The following is a 15,883-nucleotide window of genomic DNA, read 5'->3' as shown; positions in this document are numbered from 1 at the left end:
TCACCGTCAGGGGAGGTAGTCCTTGAGGTCCGGCTGCTCCTGGTAGATCTCGTCGATGATGCTGGTGTCGAACAGGTCGTCGACGCTGACCTCCCAGCCCGCTGCCTTCAGCGAGGCGACGGTCTGCTCCTTGAGCTCGTCGGTGATCGTGAAGAGCCCGTTGGCCTCGGTGTCCGGGGTGGAGATGAGCTTCTTCTCCGCCTCCAGGCCCAGGCCGGTCTTCTTCGGGTCGAGTGCGCCGAAGGTCGCCTCCAGGCCGTCGCTGTTGTCGGAGGCGGCCTTGTTGTAGAACTTCGTGATCAGGCCGACCGTGTCGTCGGCGCTGTTCTTGAAGACGTCGGTCCAGCCCTTGATCTCGGCGACGAGGAAGTCCTTGAGGAGCTCCTTGTTCTCGGCGAGGTACTGGTCGGTGACCGAGAAGGTCTCGGCGACGTAGGGAACGCCGTTGTCGGCGTAGGGCAGGTTGGTGACCTCGTGCCCGGCCAGCTCCACGGTGATCGCCTCGTTGGTCAGGTAGGCCATGAAGCCGTCGACCTTGCCCTCCATGAGCGGGGTGGGGTCGAAGTCGACCGGGACGATCTCGACGTCGTCCTTGGAGATCCCGTTGGCGTTGAGGATCGCCTCGAAGACGCTGGCGTTGGAGTCCTGGACGCCGATCTTCTTGCCCTTGAGGTCCGCCGGCGTCTTGATGTCCGCGCCGTCCTTGAGGGAGAGGATGGTGAAGGGGTTCTTCTGGAAGGTCGCGCCGATGATCTTCAGGGGCGCCTCCTCGTTGGCGATGGCGGCACCGATCGAGGCGGCGTCGCTGAGCGCGACCTGGACCGAGCCGCTGAGCAGCTTGGCGACCCCGGTGTCCGGGCCGGAGATGCCGTTGACCTTCGTGAAGCCCGCCTCGTCGTAGTAGCCCTTGTCCTCGGCGTAGAACTCTCCGGCGAACTCCTCGTTCTTGATCCAGGAGTACTGCACGCTGATCGTGCCGTGGCCGCTGCCGCCGTCGTCCCCGGCGTCGTCGCTGCCGCAGGCGGTCAGGCCGAGCAGGCCGACGGAGGTGGCCAGGCCGGCGGCGGCGAGGCGGAGCCCGCGGCGAGGTCGGTGGGAGGCGTGGGTCATCGGGTCTCCTGGTGCACGGATGTCGGTGGCTCCGAGACGCAACGGGCGTTGCTGGACGGCGACGCTATGAGACCGGCGTTTCAGGGGCGGGTCGCTCGGTTTCCACCTCGTTAATTCCGCGCGGACGCTCCCGGAAGGCCGGTGAGCAGGCCTACGGTGGCGGTGATGAGCACCTCTCCGGACCTCGAACCGACCGCCGTCGTCAACGGCTCCGCGCGCTCGCTGGCGGGCGTCCGGGCCGAGGACAACGCGCTGGACTGGCTGCGTGCCAGCGGCCTGACCGGTGCGAAGGAGGGCTGCGCGGAGGGAGAGTGCGGCGCCTGCTCGGTCCTGCTGGCGCGGCCCGGCACCGGCACCGCCACGGAGTGGACCGCCCTCAACGCCTGCCTCCTCCCGGCCGCCGCACTGGCCGGTCAGGAGGTCGTCACGGCCGAAGGACTCGGCACGGCCGAGGGCCTGCACCCGGTGCAGGAGGAGCTGGCCGTGCGCGGCGGCTCGCAGTGCGGCTTCTGCACGCCCGGCTTCGTGTGCAGCATGGCCGCGGAGTACTACCGGCCCGGGCGCACGTCGTTCGACCACCACGCGCTGTCGGGCAACCTGTGCCGCTGCACGGGATACCGTCCGATCCTGGAGGCGGCCCAGGCGCTCGGGACGCCGGCCGCCGACGACCCCCTCGCCGCCCGTACGACGGCCCCTGCGCCGCCCCAGGTCCCGCGTCGCGCCGACCGCTGGCTCCGCCCCGCCTCGCTCGACGAGGCGCTCGCCGCGCTCGGCGAGCCCGGCGCGGTCGCCGTCGCCGGCTCGACCGACCTCGGCGTCGAGGCCAACCTGCGCGGCACCCGCCCGGCGCTGCGCGTCGCGATCGACCGGCTGCCCGAGCTGCGCTCGCTCGACGTGGAGGAGAGCGCGGTGGAGATCGGTGCGGCGCTGACCCTCACCGAGGTCGAGCGTCTGATGGCGGGCCGGATCCCCTTGCTGGACGCGGTGTTCCCGCAGTTCGCCTCGCGGCTGATCCGCAACGGCGCGACCATCGGCGGCAACCTCGGCACCGGCTCGCCGATCGGGGACCTGGCGCCCGCACTGCTCGCGCTCGACGCCACCGTCGTGCTGGTCTCGGTCACGGGGGAGCGCGAGGTCGCGCTCACCGACTACTTCACCGGCTATCGCGAGAGCGTGCGCGCGCCCGGCGAGCTGATCGGCCGAGTGCGGGTGCCGCTCCCGCTCGCCGGCACCACCGCCTTCCACAAGATCGCCAAGCGCCGCTTCGACGACATCTCCTCGGTGGCGCTCGCCTTCGCGGCGGAGGTGGACGACGGCGTGGTGACGCGGGCGGCGATCGGCCTCGGCGGGGTGGCGGCGACACCGCTGCGCGCCACCGCGGCCGAGGACCTGCTCACCGGCGCCGCCTGGACGACCGCCGGCGTCGCGCCCGCCGCCGAGGCGTTGGCCGCGACCGGGACGCCGATCGACGACCACCGCGCCAGTGCCGCCTACCGGCGGGCCATGCTCGGCCAGGCCCTGCCCCGACTGGTGGCCGGACGATGAGCGGCCTGGCCCGCCGCCCCGCCCACGCCGACGTCGGCCGGGCGAGGCCGCACGAGGCCGCGGCGCTGCACGTCACCGGGCGCGCCCTCTACACCGACGACGTCGCGCTGCGCACGCCCGGCCTGCTGCACGCGCACCCGGTGGCGTCTCCGCACGCCCACGCCCGGGTCGTCGCGCTCGACCCCCGGCCGGCGTACGACGTCCCGGGGGTGGTGCGGGTGCTGACGGCCGCCGACGTGCCGGGCGTCAACGACGCCGGGGTGAAGCACGACGAGCCGCTGTTCCCCGGCGAGGCGATGTTCCACGGGCACGCGGTGGCCTGGGTGCTGGGGGAGACCCTCGAGGCCGCCCGGCTCGGGGCCGCCGCCGTCTCCGTGTCCTGGGAGCCGCTGCCGTCGGTGCTCACGCTGACCGAGGCGATCGCGCAGGGGAGCTTCCAGGGGGCCCGGCCGCGGCTGCAGCGGGGATCGGTCGACGACGGCTTCGCCGCGTCCACCCGGGTCGTCGAGGGCGAGCTCGAGATGGCCGGTCAGGAGCACTTCTACCTGGAGACGCACGCCTCGCTGGCCCTGGTGGAGGACGACGGCCAGGTGTTCGTCCAGTGCAGCACCCAGCACCCCACCGAGACCCAGGAGATCGTGGCGCACGTGCTGGGCCTCGACAGCCACCAGGTCACCGTGCAGTGCCTGCGGATGGGCGGCGGCTTCGGCGGCAAGGAGATGCAGCCGCACGGCTTCGCCGCGGTGGCGGCGCTCGGGGCCCGGCTGACCGGGCGGCCGGTGCGGGTGCGGCTCACCCGGCAGCAGGACATGGCGATGACCGGCAAGCGGCACGGCTTCCACGCGGTGTGGAGGGCCGGCTTCGACGACGACGGCAGGATCCAGGCGCTCGAGGCCACGCTCACCGCCGACGGCGGCTGGAGCCTCGACCTCTCCGAGCCGGTGCTCTCCCGGGCGCTGTGCCACGTCGACAACGCCTACTGGATCCCGCACCTCGCCGTCGCGGGCCGGATCGCGCGGACCCACAAGACCTCGCAGACCGCCTTCCGGGGCTTCGGCGGTCCGCAGGGGATGCTCGTCATCGAGGACATCCTCGGCCGGTGCGCACCCCTGCTCGGGCTGCCCGCCGAGGAGCTGCGGCGGCGGAACCTCTACGTCGAGGGCCAGGCCACGCCGTACGGCCAGCCGGTGCGCCACGCCGAGCGGCTGCACCGCGCCTGGCAGCAGGTCCTCGACTCCTCCGACTTCGCCGCCCGCCGGGCCGCGGTCACCGCCGCCAACGCCGGGGACCCGCACCGCAAGCGGGGCCTGGCGATCACGCCGGTGAAGTTCGGCATCTCCTTCAACTTCACCGCCTTCAACCAGGCCGGCGCGCTCGTGCACGTCTACAAGGACGGCTCCGTGCTCGTCAACCACGGCGGCACCGAGATGGGGCAGGGCCTGCACACGAAGATGCTGCAGGTCGCCGCGACCGCGCTGGGGCTGCCGATCGAGCGGGTGCGGCTCGCGCCCACCCGCACCGACAAGGTGCCCAACACCTCCGCGACCGCGGCCAGCTCGGGAGCCGACCTCAACGGCGCCGCGGTCAAGGACGCCTGCGACCAGGTCCTCGCCCGGCTGGCGCCGGTGCGGGAGCGGCTCGGCGAGGGAGCGTCCTGGGAGGAGGTCGTCCGGGCGGCGTACCTCGATCGGGTGCAGCTGTGGGCCGCCGGCTTCTACCGCACCGAGGGACTCAGCTGGGACGCCGCCGCGATGCGCGGCAGCCCGTTCAAGTACTTCGCCTACGGCGTCGCCGCCGCCGAGGTCGAGGTCGACGGCTTCACCGGGGCCTACGACGTCACCCGGGTCGACATCGTCCACGACGTCGGCGACAGCCTCTCGCCGATGATCGACATCGGGCAGGTGGAGGGCGGCTTCGTGCAGGGCATGGGCTGGCTGACCCTGGAGGACCTGCGCTGGGACCAATCGGACGGCGCGACGCGCGGCCGCCTGGCGACGGCGTCCGCGTCGACGTACAAGATCCCGAGCCTGTCGGAGCTGCCCGGCACGATGCGGATCGCGCTGCTGGAGCAGGCCGGTGAGGACGGCGTCGTCTACGGCTCGAAGGCCGTCGGAGAGCCGCCGTTGATGCTGGCGTTCTCGGTGCGCGAGGCGATCCGCGAGGCCGTCGCGGCGTTCGGCCCGGCCGGCCACGTCGTCGACCTGCCCTCGCCCGCGACGCCGGAGGCCGTGTGGTGGGCCGTCGAGGAGGCACGAGGCTGATGGACTGGCTCCGGGCGCTGCAGCACCTGCGCGCGAACCGCGCACCGGCGGTGCTCGTCACGGTCGCCGAGGTGGCCGGCCACGCCCCCCGCGAGGCCGGCGCGAAGCTGGTCGTGGGCGCCGACGAGGTCTGGGGAAGCGTGGGTGGCGGCAACCTCGAGGAGTCCGCCGTACGACGGGCGCGGGCCCTGCTGGGCGAGGGCGCCACCGCCGCGGTGACCGAGCGGCACGACCTGTCCGACAGGGCGCCCGCCGAGCACGGCGTGCAGTGCTGCGGCGGCCGGGTGACGCTGCTGTACGAGCCCCAGCCCGTGCGTCCGGCGATCGCGGTGTTCGGGCTCGGCCACGTGGGATTCGAGCTGGCCCTGCTGCTGAGCCGGCACGACCTCGACCTCCACCTCGTCGACTCGCGCGCCGACCAGCTCGGCGACGACCGGCTCGCGCCCCTGCTGAGCGGCCCGGCCGTCGTACGGGTGCACCGCGAGCCGGTCCTGCCGGAGCTGGCGATCGCCGCGCTCCCCGCCGGCGTGCAGGCGTTGGTCCTCACCCACGACCACGCCGAGGACCTTGCCCTGCTCGACGCGCTGCTCCGCTCCGGCGTACCGGGGTCGGTGGGGGTGATCGGCTCCTCCGCCAAGTGGACCCGCTTCCGCGCCCGGCTCGCCGAGCTCGGGCACCGGCCGGAAGCGATCGACCGGGTGCGCACACCGATCGGCGATCCCGCCGTCACCGGCCTGGCCGGCAAGCAGCCCGCCGCGATCGCGCTGTCGGTGGCCGTAGAGCTGCTCGGTGTGACGACCGCGCGCGTTTGAATCCTCGGGCAGTGGCTAGGTTCCTGGCCTGAGACGGCTCGCCAAGACTGCGAGCGCGCCCGCCGAACGTGAGGAACCACCCCCTGATGAGCCAGCCCCCGCCACCGCCCGCGCCGCCGCCGTACCCCCAGGGCTGGCCGGCACCCGTGGGCCCGCCCCCGCCGCGGCGTCGTACCGGGCTGACGCTCGCGCTGCTCGGGGCCGGGCTCGTCGTGGTCCTCATGGTCATCGGCCTCGTCGCGCTGTTCGTGAACGAGGGGTCGGAGAAGCCGGACGACAAGGCCGGCGGCGCCCACGAGGCGTCGTGCCAGGTCTACGCCGACGTGGTGCTGAGCAGCGAGCTGTGGTCGGCCACCGAGTTCGACCCCGACAAGCTCCAGGAGATGTACGACGCCGCGCTCGCCGACATCACCGACGACGAGGTCGGCGGACTCGTGGAGAAGGAGTCCGCGGCCGTCGTGTCCTACTACCGCGCGCTGGCCGCGTGGAAGCAGTCGGTGGACGACGCGGTGGCTCGGGGTGAGTACCCCGACAGCGCGATCCCGGCGGAGGTCACCGCGCAGCGGGCCGAGATCCCCCGCACCCAGGCCGCCGTCGCCGAGGCCTGCTCGGACGTCCTGCCCGGGCGCGGCGACGAGCCCGCCCCGAGCATCACCGCGCCCACGCTGCAGAGCCCGTCGCCGTCCGGGCTGGGCGCCCCGTGAGGACAGGTCCGCGCCGCCCTTTCCCGTGGCTGGCGGTCGGAGGGTCGCTCGCCCTGGCACTGATCCTCGTCGTGGGCGTCGTCTCCGTGCTGGTCCTGGGCGGCGACGAGGCTCCCGAGGAGCGGCCTAGCAAGGCCGACGAGGTCCGGGAGAAGCTGCTCGGCGAGGGACGGTCCGAGCTGCCCACGACCGCTGACGTCGAGGAGGCCGTGCCCGGCTACGACTACACGAGCGTCGTGACCGGCGTCGGGACCGACGACGACCTGACGATCCCGGCGACCTACGACGCCGACGTCTCCGATCCCTGGCGGGGAGCCCCCGGGGTGATCGAGGTCTACGCCGACGCGGCCCTCACCCGGCCCGTGCCGTTCTCCCTCCTGCCGGACCCGGCCGCGCCCGCCTCGGACCCGCGCCTCGCCCTCATGCCGGTGAAGGTCCGTCGCACCCACGTCACGCGCGAGGGCGGACAGGTCAAGGGGACGCTTGCCGACCTGGGCACCTACTGGAACCTCAGCCCCCATGTCTACGTCGTCCAGCACCTCACCCCCGACGGGACCAAGCGGCCGCGCCCGCTCGTCACCCAGGTCGACTTCGCGGCCGCGACGCCCGCGCCGGCCCAGGTCTCCTCGTCGGTGAGCGCCGACGGCGACGCGCTGCTGGAGTGGTCGCCGGTCGAGGGCGCGAGCGAGTACCTGGTGGTCCTGCAGCAGCGTCGCGACAGCCTCGATGACACCGTCCGTGTCGTCGGGCGCACCACCGAGCCGACCTGGTCGTCGGCCGCCACGGCGCGCTGCCACCGCGCCGCGTGCACGCAGAACGACGCGATGAGGCTGACCACCGTGGACGCCTCGCTGATGGCCTCGCTGCCCCGGCTGACGTCCCGGAAGGTCGATGCCCGTCTCGGCGTGATCGCCGTCGCCGACCGGAAGGCGTCGGTCATGACGCCGATCGGCTTCACCGGCCTGGAGACCCTTCCCGTGCGCTCGGACCGGAAGTGGGACGCGGGCGCCGACCTCGCGGGCAGCGGGCTGGCGGCGCTGCCGAGCCGCTTCCTCTTCGTCTCCGTCGACGGATCGACCCGGGCGACCGGCGCCTTCGTCGATCGCCAGGAGGTACGCCGCCAGGGGGCCAGCTGGGTGGTGCCGTTGCGCGGGCAGGGGACCCGACTGGTGGACCCCGTGCGCGTCCCCGTCGCCGCGGTCGACGACATCGACGCGGCGGTCGCAGCGTTCAACGAGAGGGCGAAGCGGGACTACCCGGCCGCCGGGCTGCTCGACACCGAGGTCGTGATCGACGTGGACGCGCCGCAGCAGCCGAGCCCCGAGCTGCCGCCGCCCGACTACCCGGTCTTCGGCAGCAACGAGCTGACGAGGTTCATCGCCGGGCAGCTGATCGCGGGCTCCACCGCGATCGACGTCTCCGATCTCGCCGAGCGCCCGGGTCTTCCCGAGGTCGGCGACGCCCTGGACGAGGCCGTCTACCAGAACCCCTACGCCGTCGCGTACTTCGACCGCTTCTCCATCGACGGCGGTGTCATCCACGTGCAGTCGGCGTTCTCCCTCGCCGAGAAGCGGGCGCACCAGAAGGCCGTCGCGGACGCCGCCGAGGCGGCGGTCGCGGAGGTGGTCACGGGCGGGATGAGCGTGGCCGAGAAGGTCAGCGCTCTCAACCGCTACCTGGTCGACCGCGCCGACTACGACCACGACGCGCTCGACTCGTCGAAGGGGGAGTACCGCTCGGACATTCCCGCGAGGTTCCGCTACGCCTGGGAGACCCACGGCATCCTGGTGGACCGCCGCGGCGTGTGCATGAGCTATGCCTATGCCTTCCAGGCGGTCGCCGAGGAGGCCGGTCTCGAGACCGTCGTGGTCACCGGCGAGCTCGCCGACGGCGGCGGGCACGCGTGGAACAAGGTGCGGACCGGCGGCAGCTGGCGCGCGGTGGACGTGACGTGGAACGACCCACGCGGCGCGTGGACGTCAGCGACGGGCACGCGGTACCTGATGATCCGGGACTCCGGGTTCACCGGCAACGCGCTGCGCTCGGAGCGCGACGACTGGATGTCCGACGCCTACCTCAGCCGGTACGCCACCCGCTGATGCCGATCCGGAGGCGATGATGAGCAGTCCGTACGCCGCGCGCTGGCAGGCACGCGGCGCCTTCCAGGGGTACTGGACGCCGCCGGGTGCCGGCGGCGCCGTGCCCGTCCGGCTGGTCGTCGAGGACGGCGTGGTCGCGCTGCTCGCGCCAGGACAGGGGCCGGCCGGCCACGTCGACGTCTTCCGGGTCCCGGTCCACCAGGTGACGGTCTCCTCGGCCGCCCAGCGGATCACCGTGACCGCGGCCGGCCGGTCGCATGTGGTGCTGGCCCGCCCGATCGGACCGGTGATCGGCCCGGCGCTCGGCATAGCCGGCACTGCGGCCCACCTCGCCGGGGCCGAGGGTCTCCGGGTGGCCGGGACCGCCGCGCGCGCCGGCAACGTCGCGGCCGATGCCTCCGCGTTCGCTCGGCAGGGCGGACCGGCCTTCCTCGCCGCGGCCCGACAGGCGGGGGTGCGCGTGCGCCGGGTCGGCTACGGAGCGCTGCTGGGCGTGGGCTTCGCGATCGGCCTGCTGGTCGTGCTGCTGGTCACGGTCGTCACGGTCGCCGTCCTGGCCTGAGGGCACGCCGGGGCGGTGCGTCAGTAGGCCGTCCGGGCCCCGTTCGCGAGCCAGGTGTCGAAGGGGTGGGCGGAGGAGTCGAGGCGGAGGTTCTCGATCGCCATCGACCACTCCGAGCGGGGTCGCTCGAAGAGCTCGTAGAAGGCGCGGTCGTCGAACCCGCCGCGGGCGGCGTCCTCGCGGTCGGCGGCGTAGACGACCCGGTCGAGACGGGCCCACAGGGCCGAGGACAGGCACAGCGGGCAGGGCTCGCAGGAGGTGTAGAGCGTGCACCCCGCGAGGCTGAAGTCGCCGGCCTCCCGGCAGGCCGCCCGGATCGCCACCACCTCGGCGTGGGCGGTGGGGTCCAGGTCGCGGGTGACCCGGTTCTGCCCGGTGGCCAGCAGGGCGTCGTCGCGCACGATCACCGCGCCGAAGGGCCCGCCTCCGTCGGCCACGTTGGCACTCGCCAGGTCGACGGCCCGGCCCAGCCAGGTGCTGTCGTCGCTCACTCGACTTCTCCCAGTCGCTCGTAGGTCTCGGTGATGGCGCGCACCCGCGCCGGGCCGCGTCGCCGGTGGGTCGCCAGCACGCCGTCGGCGAGCAGGCTCACCAACGCCATCGGCGCGGCATAGCTGTCGAAGGCCAGCGTGTGCTGCAGGGGGCACTCGACCCACACGCTCGCCCGCGAGGCGTGGGCGACGGCGCTCGGGTCGCCGATGAGCACCACGCTCGCCCCGGTCGCGCGGGCGGCGTCGAGGAAGGCGCCGAGGTGGGCGGGCCGGCGCCGGAAGGCGACCACCACGATCACGTCGTCGGCGCCCAGTCCGACCAGCTCCTCGCCGGTGGTCTGGCCCGGCACCGGCGCGATCCGTACGTCGTCGCGGGCCTGGGCGAGCTGTCCGCGCAGGTGCAGCGCGACGGGATAGCTGTTGCGCCAGCCCACGACGAGGACCCGCTGGGCGAGCGCGAGGAGGCCGGCCACCTCCGGCAGGCGCGGGTGCTCCAGCGCCCGCACGATCGAGGCGTGCTCGGCGGCGGCCAGGGTCTCGACGTCCGGGGCACCGTCGACGCGGCGCGGCTCGCCGGTGCCGCGCAGGCCGCGCAGGTGCTCGCGCACCTCGTCGAAGTCCTCGAAGCCCAGGCTGCGGAACAGCCGGCTCATGGTCGCCCGGGAGACCCCGGCGAGGTCGGCCAGCTCCGCCGCACGGTACGTCGCCAGGTCGTCCAGGTGCTCCAGCAGCGTCGCCGCCGCCCGCCGCTCCTGGGGTGTCAGCGAGTCGTGGTGGGCGGCGATCCGCTCGTCGATCCTCATGCCGGTGCCACCGCCGTGCGCCGGGCGACCTCGAGCACCGCCTGCTCGAAGGCGTCGAGCCCCCGAGCGACGTCGATCTCACGCACGGACTCCTCGGGGTGGTGGCTGATGCCGTCGTGGCAGCGCACGAAGAGCATCGCGACGTCGGTGACCTCGGCCATCGCCATCGCGTCGTGCCCGGCGCGGCTCCACAGCCCGCGCGGTCGGTCGTCCCCGCTCGCGCGGATCCCGGCGACGACCGCCTCGGTGAGCCCGTCGGCACAGTGCGCGGCCGCGGCCCGGTGCGTCTCGACCACGTCGAGGTGCAGGTCGCGGGTCTCGCAGACGGTGAGCAGGGCGCGCTCGATCTCCTGCCAGGACCGGTCGCGCTCGGCGTCGGTCGCGGCCCGCAGGTCGAGGGTGAGGTCGGCCCGGCCGGCGATCACGTTGACCGCACCTGGCTGCACCTCGATCCGGCCGACGGTCGCGATGGTGCCGGCCGCGCGAGCCAGCCGCTCGACGGCGACGACCATCTCGGCGGCGCCCAGCAGCGCGTCCCGCCGGCGCTCGTACGGCGTGCCGCCGGCGTGGCGCGCCTCGCCGGTCACCGTCAGCCGGAACCGGCGGGCGCCCGCGATGGTGGTGACGTAGCCGAGCGAGGCGTCGGCCGCCTCGAGGTAGGGACCCTGCTCGATGTGTGCCTCCAGGTAACCGGCCAGCTCCTCGGGCCGGCGGGCGGCCTCGCCCACCCGCCGCGGGTCGAGCCCGAACGCCTCGAACGCCTCCAGCAGGCTGATGTCGTCGCGGTCGCGCAGGCTCCACCAGTGCTCGTCCCACGAGCCCGCCACGGCCTGGCTGCCGAGCAGCGCCTTGCCGAAGCGGGCACCCTCCTCGTCGCCGAAGCCGATCACCTCCAGGGCGAAGGGCAGCGCCCTCTCGCTCAGCCGCTCGGCGACGGCGATCGCCATGAGCACGCCGAGCATCCCGTCGTAGGCACCGGCGTCCGGCACGGTGTCGAGGTGGGAGCCGAGCAGCAGCGCGGGCAGACCGGGCGTGCGGCCCTCGCGCCGGCCGCAGATGTTGCCGGCGGCGTCCTGCCACACCCGCAGCCCGGCCTCCTCCATCCACGCGCCCGCGAGGGCGTTGGCCCGCCGGTGCTCGGGCGTGAGGTGGGTGCGCTCCAGCCAGGTCGGCGAGGCGGAGACGGTGGCGAGCTCGGCACAGCGGGCCAGCACGACCGCGGCGCTCGTCATGCGTAGACCTCCTGGGCGGCGGCGACGCCCCCGCCCGCCGGCACCCGTACGCCGGCCGCCCGCAGCACCTGCTCCAGGGCCGCCAGCGTCGTCAGCACCGCGTCCTTGCGGGCGTTGTGGCCCATCGTGCCGATCCGCCAGACCTTGCCGTGCAGCGGGCCGAAGGAGGTGCCGATCTCGATGGCGAAGTCGTCCAGCAGACGTGCGCGGACGGCGTCCCCGCCGGCCGCGCCGAGCTGCTCGGGGATCTCGACCGCCACGACGTTGTTCATCTTGTGCGCGAGGTCGCCGAAGACGCCGAGGCCGAGGCCCTGCACGCCCCGCAGCATCGCCCGGCCGTGCACCTCGTGCCGGGCCACGGCGTGGTCGAGCCCCTCGGCGCCGAGCAGGCGGGCGCACTCGCGGGCGGCGTACAGCATCGAGGTGGCCTCGGTGTGGTGGTTGAGCCGGCGCGGACCCCAGTAGTCCATGACCATGGCGAGGTCGAGGTAGTTGGACGCGATCACCCGCCCGGTGGGCTCGTCGCCGTCCTCGCGGATGCCCTGCTCGACGTGGCGGCGGCCGCGGATCACGTCCACCGCGCGCGGTGACAGCGTGATCGGCGCGGACCCGGACGGCCCGCCGAGGCACTTCTGCAGCCCGGCGGTGGCGATGTCGAGGTGCCAGGCGTCGGCGCGGAACTCGTTGCCGCCCAGCGAGGCGGTGGCGTCGCAGTAGAACAGGACGTCGTGCTCGCGGCACAGCGCGCCGATCTCGGCCAGCGGCTGGCACATGGTGGTGGAAGTGTCGCCCTGCACGCAGGCCAGCACCTTCGGCCGGACCTCGCGGATCGCGGCCTCGACCCGCCCGGGGTCGACGACCTGGCCCCAGGGCACCTCGACGGTGTGCACCTCGGCGCCGCAGCGGGTGGCGATCTCGGTGAGCAGGTGCCCGAAGCGCCCGAACACCGGCACCAGCACCCGGTCGCCGGGCTCGACCAGCGACACCAGCGCCGCCTCGATGCCGGCCCGGGCGGTGCCGTCGACCACGAAGGTCTGCTCGTTGCCGGTGTCGAAGACCTCGCGATAGAGCGCCATCACCTCGTTCATGGTGGCGGTCATGAACGGGTCGAACTGGCCCACCAGGGGTGCCGCCATCGCCCGCAGCACCCGCGGGTCGACGCTGATCGGGCCGGGGCCCATCAGCAGGCGCGGCGGTGGTGCGATCTCGTCCATCAGGTCGTCCTCTCCAGCAGCACGCCACGTCGCGTGCCCTCCTCGACCGGCTCCCCGCGGAGCAGGGTGTGGGTGACCGAGCCCGCGAGCCTCCGGCCGTCGTACGCCGAGCCGGGGTTGCGGTGCGCGAGCCGGCTCGCGTCCACCGACAGCGGCACGGCGGTGTCGTAGGCGACCAGGTCGGCGTCCGCACCGACCGCGATCCGGCCCTTCGCGGCGAGCCCGACGAGGTCCGCGGTGCCGGTGGCCATCCAGGCGGCAACCCGCTCCAGGCCGTGGCCGCGGCGCAGCGCCTCGTCGGCGACGGCGGCGAAGCCCACCTGCAGTCCGGCGATCCCGCCCCAGGCCTGCTGGAGGTCGCCGCCGGCTCCCTTCATCGCCGGCGTCGTGGGGGAGTGGTCGCTCACCACCACGTCGATCACGCCGTCGGCGAGGCCCTCCCACAGCGCGGACCGGTTGCCCTCGTCGCGGATGGGCGGGCAGCACTTGAACTCCGGGGCCGCGTCGGGGATCTCCTCGGCCGCCAGGCACAGGTAGTGCGGGCAGGTCTCCACCGTCACGGGCAGTCCCTCGGCGCGGGCGTCGGCGATCAGGTCGAGCGCCCGCGCGCTCGACAGGTGCAGCACGTGCACGCGGCAACCTGTCTCCCGGGCGCCGTCGAGCAGCCGGCGGATCGCCGCCAGCTCGGCCTCGTCGGGACGGCTGACCAGGAAGTCGGCGTAGGACCGGCTCGGCGGGTGCGGCGCCGCGTCGAGCACGGCGGCGTCCTCGGCGTGCACGATGAGCAGACCGCCGAAGGAGGCGACCTCCTTCAGCGCGGCGCCCAGCTGGACGGGGTCGAGGGCGGGGAACTCCTCCACCCCGCTCGGGGACAGGAAGCACTTGAAGCCGAACACCCCCGCCTCCCACAGCCGTTCCAGGCCGCCCAGGCTGTCGGGCACCGCGCCGCCCCAGAAGCCGACGTCCACCGCGGCCTGCGTGGCAGCGGCCGAGCGCTTGCTCGCCAGGGCCTCGACGGTGGTCGTCGGCGGCACGGAGTTCAGCGGCATGTCGACGAGCGTGGTGACCCCGCCGAGCGCCGCGGCCCGGGTCGCGGTCGCGAAGCCCTCCCACTCCGTGCGGCCGGGCTCGTTGACGTGGACGTGGGTGTCCACCACCCCCGGCAGCAGGTACGACGTGTCGGGCAGCACCAGCGCGGCGCCGGCGTCGTACGGGGCGATCGCGGTGATGGTGCCGTCCGCGAGGTGCAGGGTGGCCGGCGCGAGGACGCCCTCGACGAGCACCCGGCGCGCGGCGACGGTCGCGGTCATGGGGCGATCCCGGCCCACGCCTGCGGCGCCGCGGGGACCCCGGCGCGGGAGATCGTCGCGGAGATCAGCCCGTAGGGCCGGTCGGCGGCGACGAACACCTCACCGGGGTTGTCGAGCCCGAAGGGGGTGAGGTCGACGAGGAAGTGGTGCTTGTTGGGACAGGAGATGCGGATCTCCACGGCCTCGGGGCAGGCGTCGAGCGCGGCCTCGCCCATGGCGTGGATGGTCTGCTGGAGCGCGAGGCTGTGGGTGCGCGCGAAGGCGTCGACGAGGGCGTCGCGCACGGTCTCGTGCCGAGCGTCCCAGTCGCCGCCCGTGTCGGCGTAGCGCCAGGTGGCGGTGACGCTGGTCGCCAGGATCCGGTCGTGGGTCTCGCCGAGCGTGGTGTAGCGGTCGCGGGGGAAGCCGTGGAACTCGCTGCCGGTGCTCTTGAGGAGCACCAGGTCGCGCACGCCCGCCAGGACGTGGGTCTCCTCGCCCCACGTCTGCACCCAGGCCGTGCGGTGCGCGCCGCCGCCACGGGCGAAGGAGTGGTCGTTGGCGGGCAGCCGGTCCCAGGCGTGCTGCTCGGCGGCGAACCAGCTGCCGGTGACCCACTCCTGCGCGCGCCAGTGGCCGGCCAGGGCCAGCAGGAAGTCCTCGGTCGTCCGCACGCCGTGCTCGCGGGCGAGCGCGAAGACGGTGTTCTTCTGGGTGTCGGTGGCGTGCACGTGGCTGTTGTCGCCGTCGGTGTAGGCCGCGGCGAAGTCGCCGCGCAGCTGCGTGCTCACCGTGAGGTCGCGCAGGACGTGGCCGGCGGTGCCGCGCTCGACGGTGACCAGCCGGCACTCGGCCTTGCCGTGCTGGAGGCCGGACAGCTCGTAGTCGCTCATCACGACCCCCGGTAGGTGGTGTAGGAGAACGGGCTGAGGAGCAGCGCCACGTGGTGGTGCTCCCCGTCGGTCACCCCGAAGCTGATCTCCACCCGCGGGTGGAAGGACGCCCGGTCCTGGGCGGCGAACCACGCCCCGGTCGCGAAGGACAGCCGGTGCTCGCCCGCGGCGAGCTCGGCCGCGAAGCGGACCCGGCCGTCGGCGTCGGTCACGGCCTCCTCGATCGGTACGCCGGAGGCGGAGCCGAGGACGACCCCGACGCCCGCCGCGGGCCGGCCCAGCACCGCGTCGAGCACGTGGGTGGAGGCCGTGCTCATCGCAGCACCTCCGCGTCCGCGTCCACCAGGTCGGCCAGCCGCAGCAGGGCGATCTCGCCGAGCTGCTGCCGGGTCACCTCGAGCTCGGTGGCGGGGTCGTTGCCGAGCCGCTGGTCCAGGAGGGCGAGCAGCTCGTGCCCGTCACGGCCCTTGGCCCGGACCAGGTAGATCCGGCCGAACCGCTGCTCGTAGGCCGCGTTGCCGGCGGCGAGCCGGGTGGCGAGGTCGGCGTCGGCCGGGTCCACGCCCTGCTGCTCGCGGCGCGAGTGCGCGGCCGTCGTACCGGTGCCGGCGGGGCGCTCCCCGATCCGCGGGTGGTCGGCGAGCGCTCCCTCGACGTCGGCGGGCGTCCATCGCGCCACCTGCGCGCGAGCGGCGGCGAGCAGGCTCTCGGCCGAGGCGTGGGGCCGTCCGCCGGCCAGTGCGCTCACCCACCCCTCGATCGCGACGCAGGCCCGCAGCGCCGCTGCCGCCTCCGCCTCCGGCAGGGCGTTGAACTCCTCGATCAGCACGGGGCCTCCTCGCTCAGGGCTCTGAAACTAGATCCTCCC

The 15,883-nt window shown here is 74.1% G+C and carries 15 protein-coding genes; 6 read left to right on the top strand and 9 right to left on the bottom strand.

Annotation, left to right across the window (positions count from 1 at the left end; genetic code table 11):
- Positions 1-6: 6 nt before the first annotated feature.
- The gene (locus MRBLML1_RS09300; RefSeq protein WP_364514667.1) at positions 7-1,110 is read right to left on the bottom strand and encodes an ABC transporter substrate-binding protein; all 1,104 of its coding nucleotides are present in this window, start codon (positions 1,108-1,110) and stop codon (positions 7-9) included.
- 165 nt (positions 1,111-1,275) lie between these two features.
- On the opposite strand from MRBLML1_RS09300, the gene MRBLML1_RS09295 reads away from it, so the two are divergent.
- From MRBLML1_RS09295 to MRBLML1_RS09270, 6 genes are all read left to right on the top strand, one after another.
- Positions 1,276-2,655, top strand: a complete 1,380-nt coding sequence (locus tag MRBLML1_RS09295; RefSeq protein ID WP_364514665.1) for a xanthine dehydrogenase small subunit — start codon at positions 1,276-1,278, stop codon at positions 2,653-2,655.
- Entirely contained in the window at positions 2,652-4,916 is a 2,265-nt protein-coding gene (locus MRBLML1_RS09290; RefSeq protein ID WP_364514662.1) for a xanthine dehydrogenase molybdopterin binding subunit, read from the top strand. The genes MRBLML1_RS09295 and MRBLML1_RS09290 overlap by 4 nt, the downstream gene beginning before the upstream one ends.
- Positions 4,916-5,728, top strand: coding sequence for a xanthine dehydrogenase accessory protein XdhC (xdhC, locus tag MRBLML1_RS09285; protein ID WP_364514660.1), 813 nt, complete (start codon positions 4,916-4,918; stop codon positions 5,726-5,728). Before MRBLML1_RS09290 ends, xdhC begins: the two co-directional genes overlap by 1 nt.
- Positions 5,729-5,814: 86 nt before the next feature.
- On the top strand, positions 5,815-6,432 hold the full coding sequence (locus MRBLML1_RS09280; protein WP_364514658.1) for a hypothetical protein: 618 nt from the start codon (positions 5,815-5,817) through the stop codon (positions 6,430-6,432).
- A 71-nt stretch (positions 6,433-6,503) separates the two neighbouring features.
- Positions 6,504-8,531 (top strand): transglutaminase domain-containing protein, encoded by a 2,028-nt coding sequence (locus tag MRBLML1_RS09275; protein WP_364514655.1) that lies wholly within the window; start codon positions 6,504-6,506, stop codon positions 8,529-8,531.
- Between the two features lie 19 nt (positions 8,532-8,550).
- Positions 8,551-9,093 carry a hypothetical protein gene (locus MRBLML1_RS09270; protein WP_364514652.1) on the top strand — a complete coding sequence of 181 codons (543 nt, stop codon included), beginning with the start codon at positions 8,551-8,553 and terminating at the stop codon, positions 9,091-9,093.
- Positions 9,094-9,113: 20 nt separating this feature from the next.
- Here the strand turns inward: MRBLML1_RS09270 and MRBLML1_RS09265 are convergent, their stop codons facing one another.
- From MRBLML1_RS09265 to uraD, 8 genes are read right to left on the bottom strand one after another with little or no spacing between them, the layout of a single operon-like run.
- Positions 9,114-9,584 (bottom strand): nucleoside deaminase, encoded by a 471-nt coding sequence (locus MRBLML1_RS09265; protein WP_364514649.1) that lies wholly within the window; start codon positions 9,582-9,584, stop codon positions 9,114-9,116.
- The gene (locus MRBLML1_RS09260; protein WP_364514647.1) at positions 9,581-10,387 is read right to left on the bottom strand and encodes a MurR/RpiR family transcriptional regulator; all 807 of its coding nucleotides are present in this window, start codon (positions 10,385-10,387) and stop codon (positions 9,581-9,583) included. Before MRBLML1_RS09260 ends, MRBLML1_RS09265 begins: the two co-directional genes overlap by 4 nt.
- The gene (locus tag MRBLML1_RS09255) at positions 10,384-11,619 is read right to left on the bottom strand and encodes an allantoate amidohydrolase (RefSeq protein ID WP_364514644.1); all 1,236 of its coding nucleotides are present in this window, start codon (positions 11,617-11,619) and stop codon (positions 10,384-10,386) included. Before MRBLML1_RS09255 ends, MRBLML1_RS09260 begins: the two co-directional genes overlap by 4 nt.
- A complete protein-coding gene (locus tag MRBLML1_RS09250) occupies positions 11,616-12,833 on the bottom strand; it encodes a pyridoxal-phosphate-dependent aminotransferase family protein (protein ID WP_364514642.1) in 1,218 nt (405 codons plus the stop codon). Before MRBLML1_RS09250 ends, MRBLML1_RS09255 begins: the two co-directional genes overlap by 4 nt.
- Complete coding sequence (gene allB, locus MRBLML1_RS09245) at positions 12,833-14,143, bottom strand: allantoinase AllB (RefSeq protein ID WP_364514639.1); 1,311 nt, start codon at positions 14,141-14,143, stop codon at positions 12,833-12,835. Before allB ends, MRBLML1_RS09250 begins: the two co-directional genes overlap by 1 nt.
- Entirely contained in the window at positions 14,140-15,015 is an 876-nt protein-coding gene (gene pucL / locus MRBLML1_RS09240; protein ID WP_364514636.1) for a factor-independent urate hydroxylase, read from the bottom strand. Before pucL ends, allB begins: the two co-directional genes overlap by 4 nt.
- Positions 15,015-15,332, bottom strand: coding sequence for a hydroxyisourate hydrolase (gene uraH, locus MRBLML1_RS09235; RefSeq protein ID WP_364514633.1), 318 nt, complete (start codon positions 15,330-15,332; stop codon positions 15,015-15,017). The genes pucL and uraH overlap by 1 nt, the downstream gene beginning before the upstream one ends.
- The gene (gene uraD / locus MRBLML1_RS09230; protein WP_364514630.1) at positions 15,329-15,844 is read right to left on the bottom strand and encodes a 2-oxo-4-hydroxy-4-carboxy-5-ureidoimidazoline decarboxylase; all 516 of its coding nucleotides are present in this window, start codon (positions 15,842-15,844) and stop codon (positions 15,329-15,331) included. The genes uraH and uraD overlap by 4 nt, the downstream gene beginning before the upstream one ends.
- Positions 15,845-15,883: the final 39 nt, after the last annotated feature.

Origin of the sequence: Nocardioides sp. LML1-1-1.1 (genome assembly GCF_040676175.1) — a bacterium.
Classification (GTDB): domain Bacteria; phylum Actinomycetota; class Actinomycetes; order Propionibacteriales; family Nocardioidaceae; genus Nocardioides.
This window is presented reverse-complemented; position numbering and strand designations above follow the sequence as displayed.

Coding starts and splice junctions, on each gene's coding strand:
- MRBLML1_RS09250 (WP_364514642.1), bottom strand. CDS start 12,833: ATGGACGAGATCGCACCACCGCCGCGCCTGCTGATGGGCCCCGGCCCG.
- xdhC (WP_364514660.1), top strand. CDS start 4,916: ATGGACTGGCTCCGGGCGCTGCAGCACCTGCGCGCGAACCGCGCACCG.
- MRBLML1_RS09260 (WP_364514647.1), bottom strand. CDS start 10,387: ATGAGGATCGACGAGCGGATCGCCGCCCACCACGACTCGCTGACACCC.
- MRBLML1_RS09270 (WP_364514652.1), top strand. CDS start 8,551: ATGAGCAGTCCGTACGCCGCGCGCTGGCAGGCACGCGGCGCCTTCCAG.
- MRBLML1_RS09255 (WP_364514644.1), bottom strand. CDS start 11,619: ATGACGAGCGCCGCGGTCGTGCTGGCCCGCTGTGCCGAGCTCGCCACC.
- MRBLML1_RS09300 (WP_364514667.1), bottom strand. CDS start 1,110: ATGACCCACGCCTCCCACCGACCTCGCCGCGGGCTCCGCCTCGCCGCC.
- MRBLML1_RS09295 (WP_364514665.1), top strand. CDS start 1,276: ATGAGCACCTCTCCGGACCTCGAACCGACCGCCGTCGTCAACGGCTCC.
- allB (WP_364514639.1), bottom strand. CDS start 14,143: ATGACCGCGACCGTCGCCGCGCGCCGGGTGCTCGTCGAGGGCGTCCTC.
- uraH (WP_364514633.1), bottom strand. CDS start 15,332: ATGAGCACGGCCTCCACCCACGTGCTCGACGCGGTGCTGGGCCGGCCC.
- pucL (WP_364514636.1), bottom strand. CDS start 15,015: ATGAGCGACTACGAGCTGTCCGGCCTCCAGCACGGCAAGGCCGAGTGC.
- MRBLML1_RS09280 (WP_364514658.1), top strand. CDS start 5,815: ATGAGCCAGCCCCCGCCACCGCCCGCGCCGCCGCCGTACCCCCAGGGC.
- MRBLML1_RS09290 (WP_364514662.1), top strand. CDS start 2,652: ATGAGCGGCCTGGCCCGCCGCCCCGCCCACGCCGACGTCGGCCGGGCG.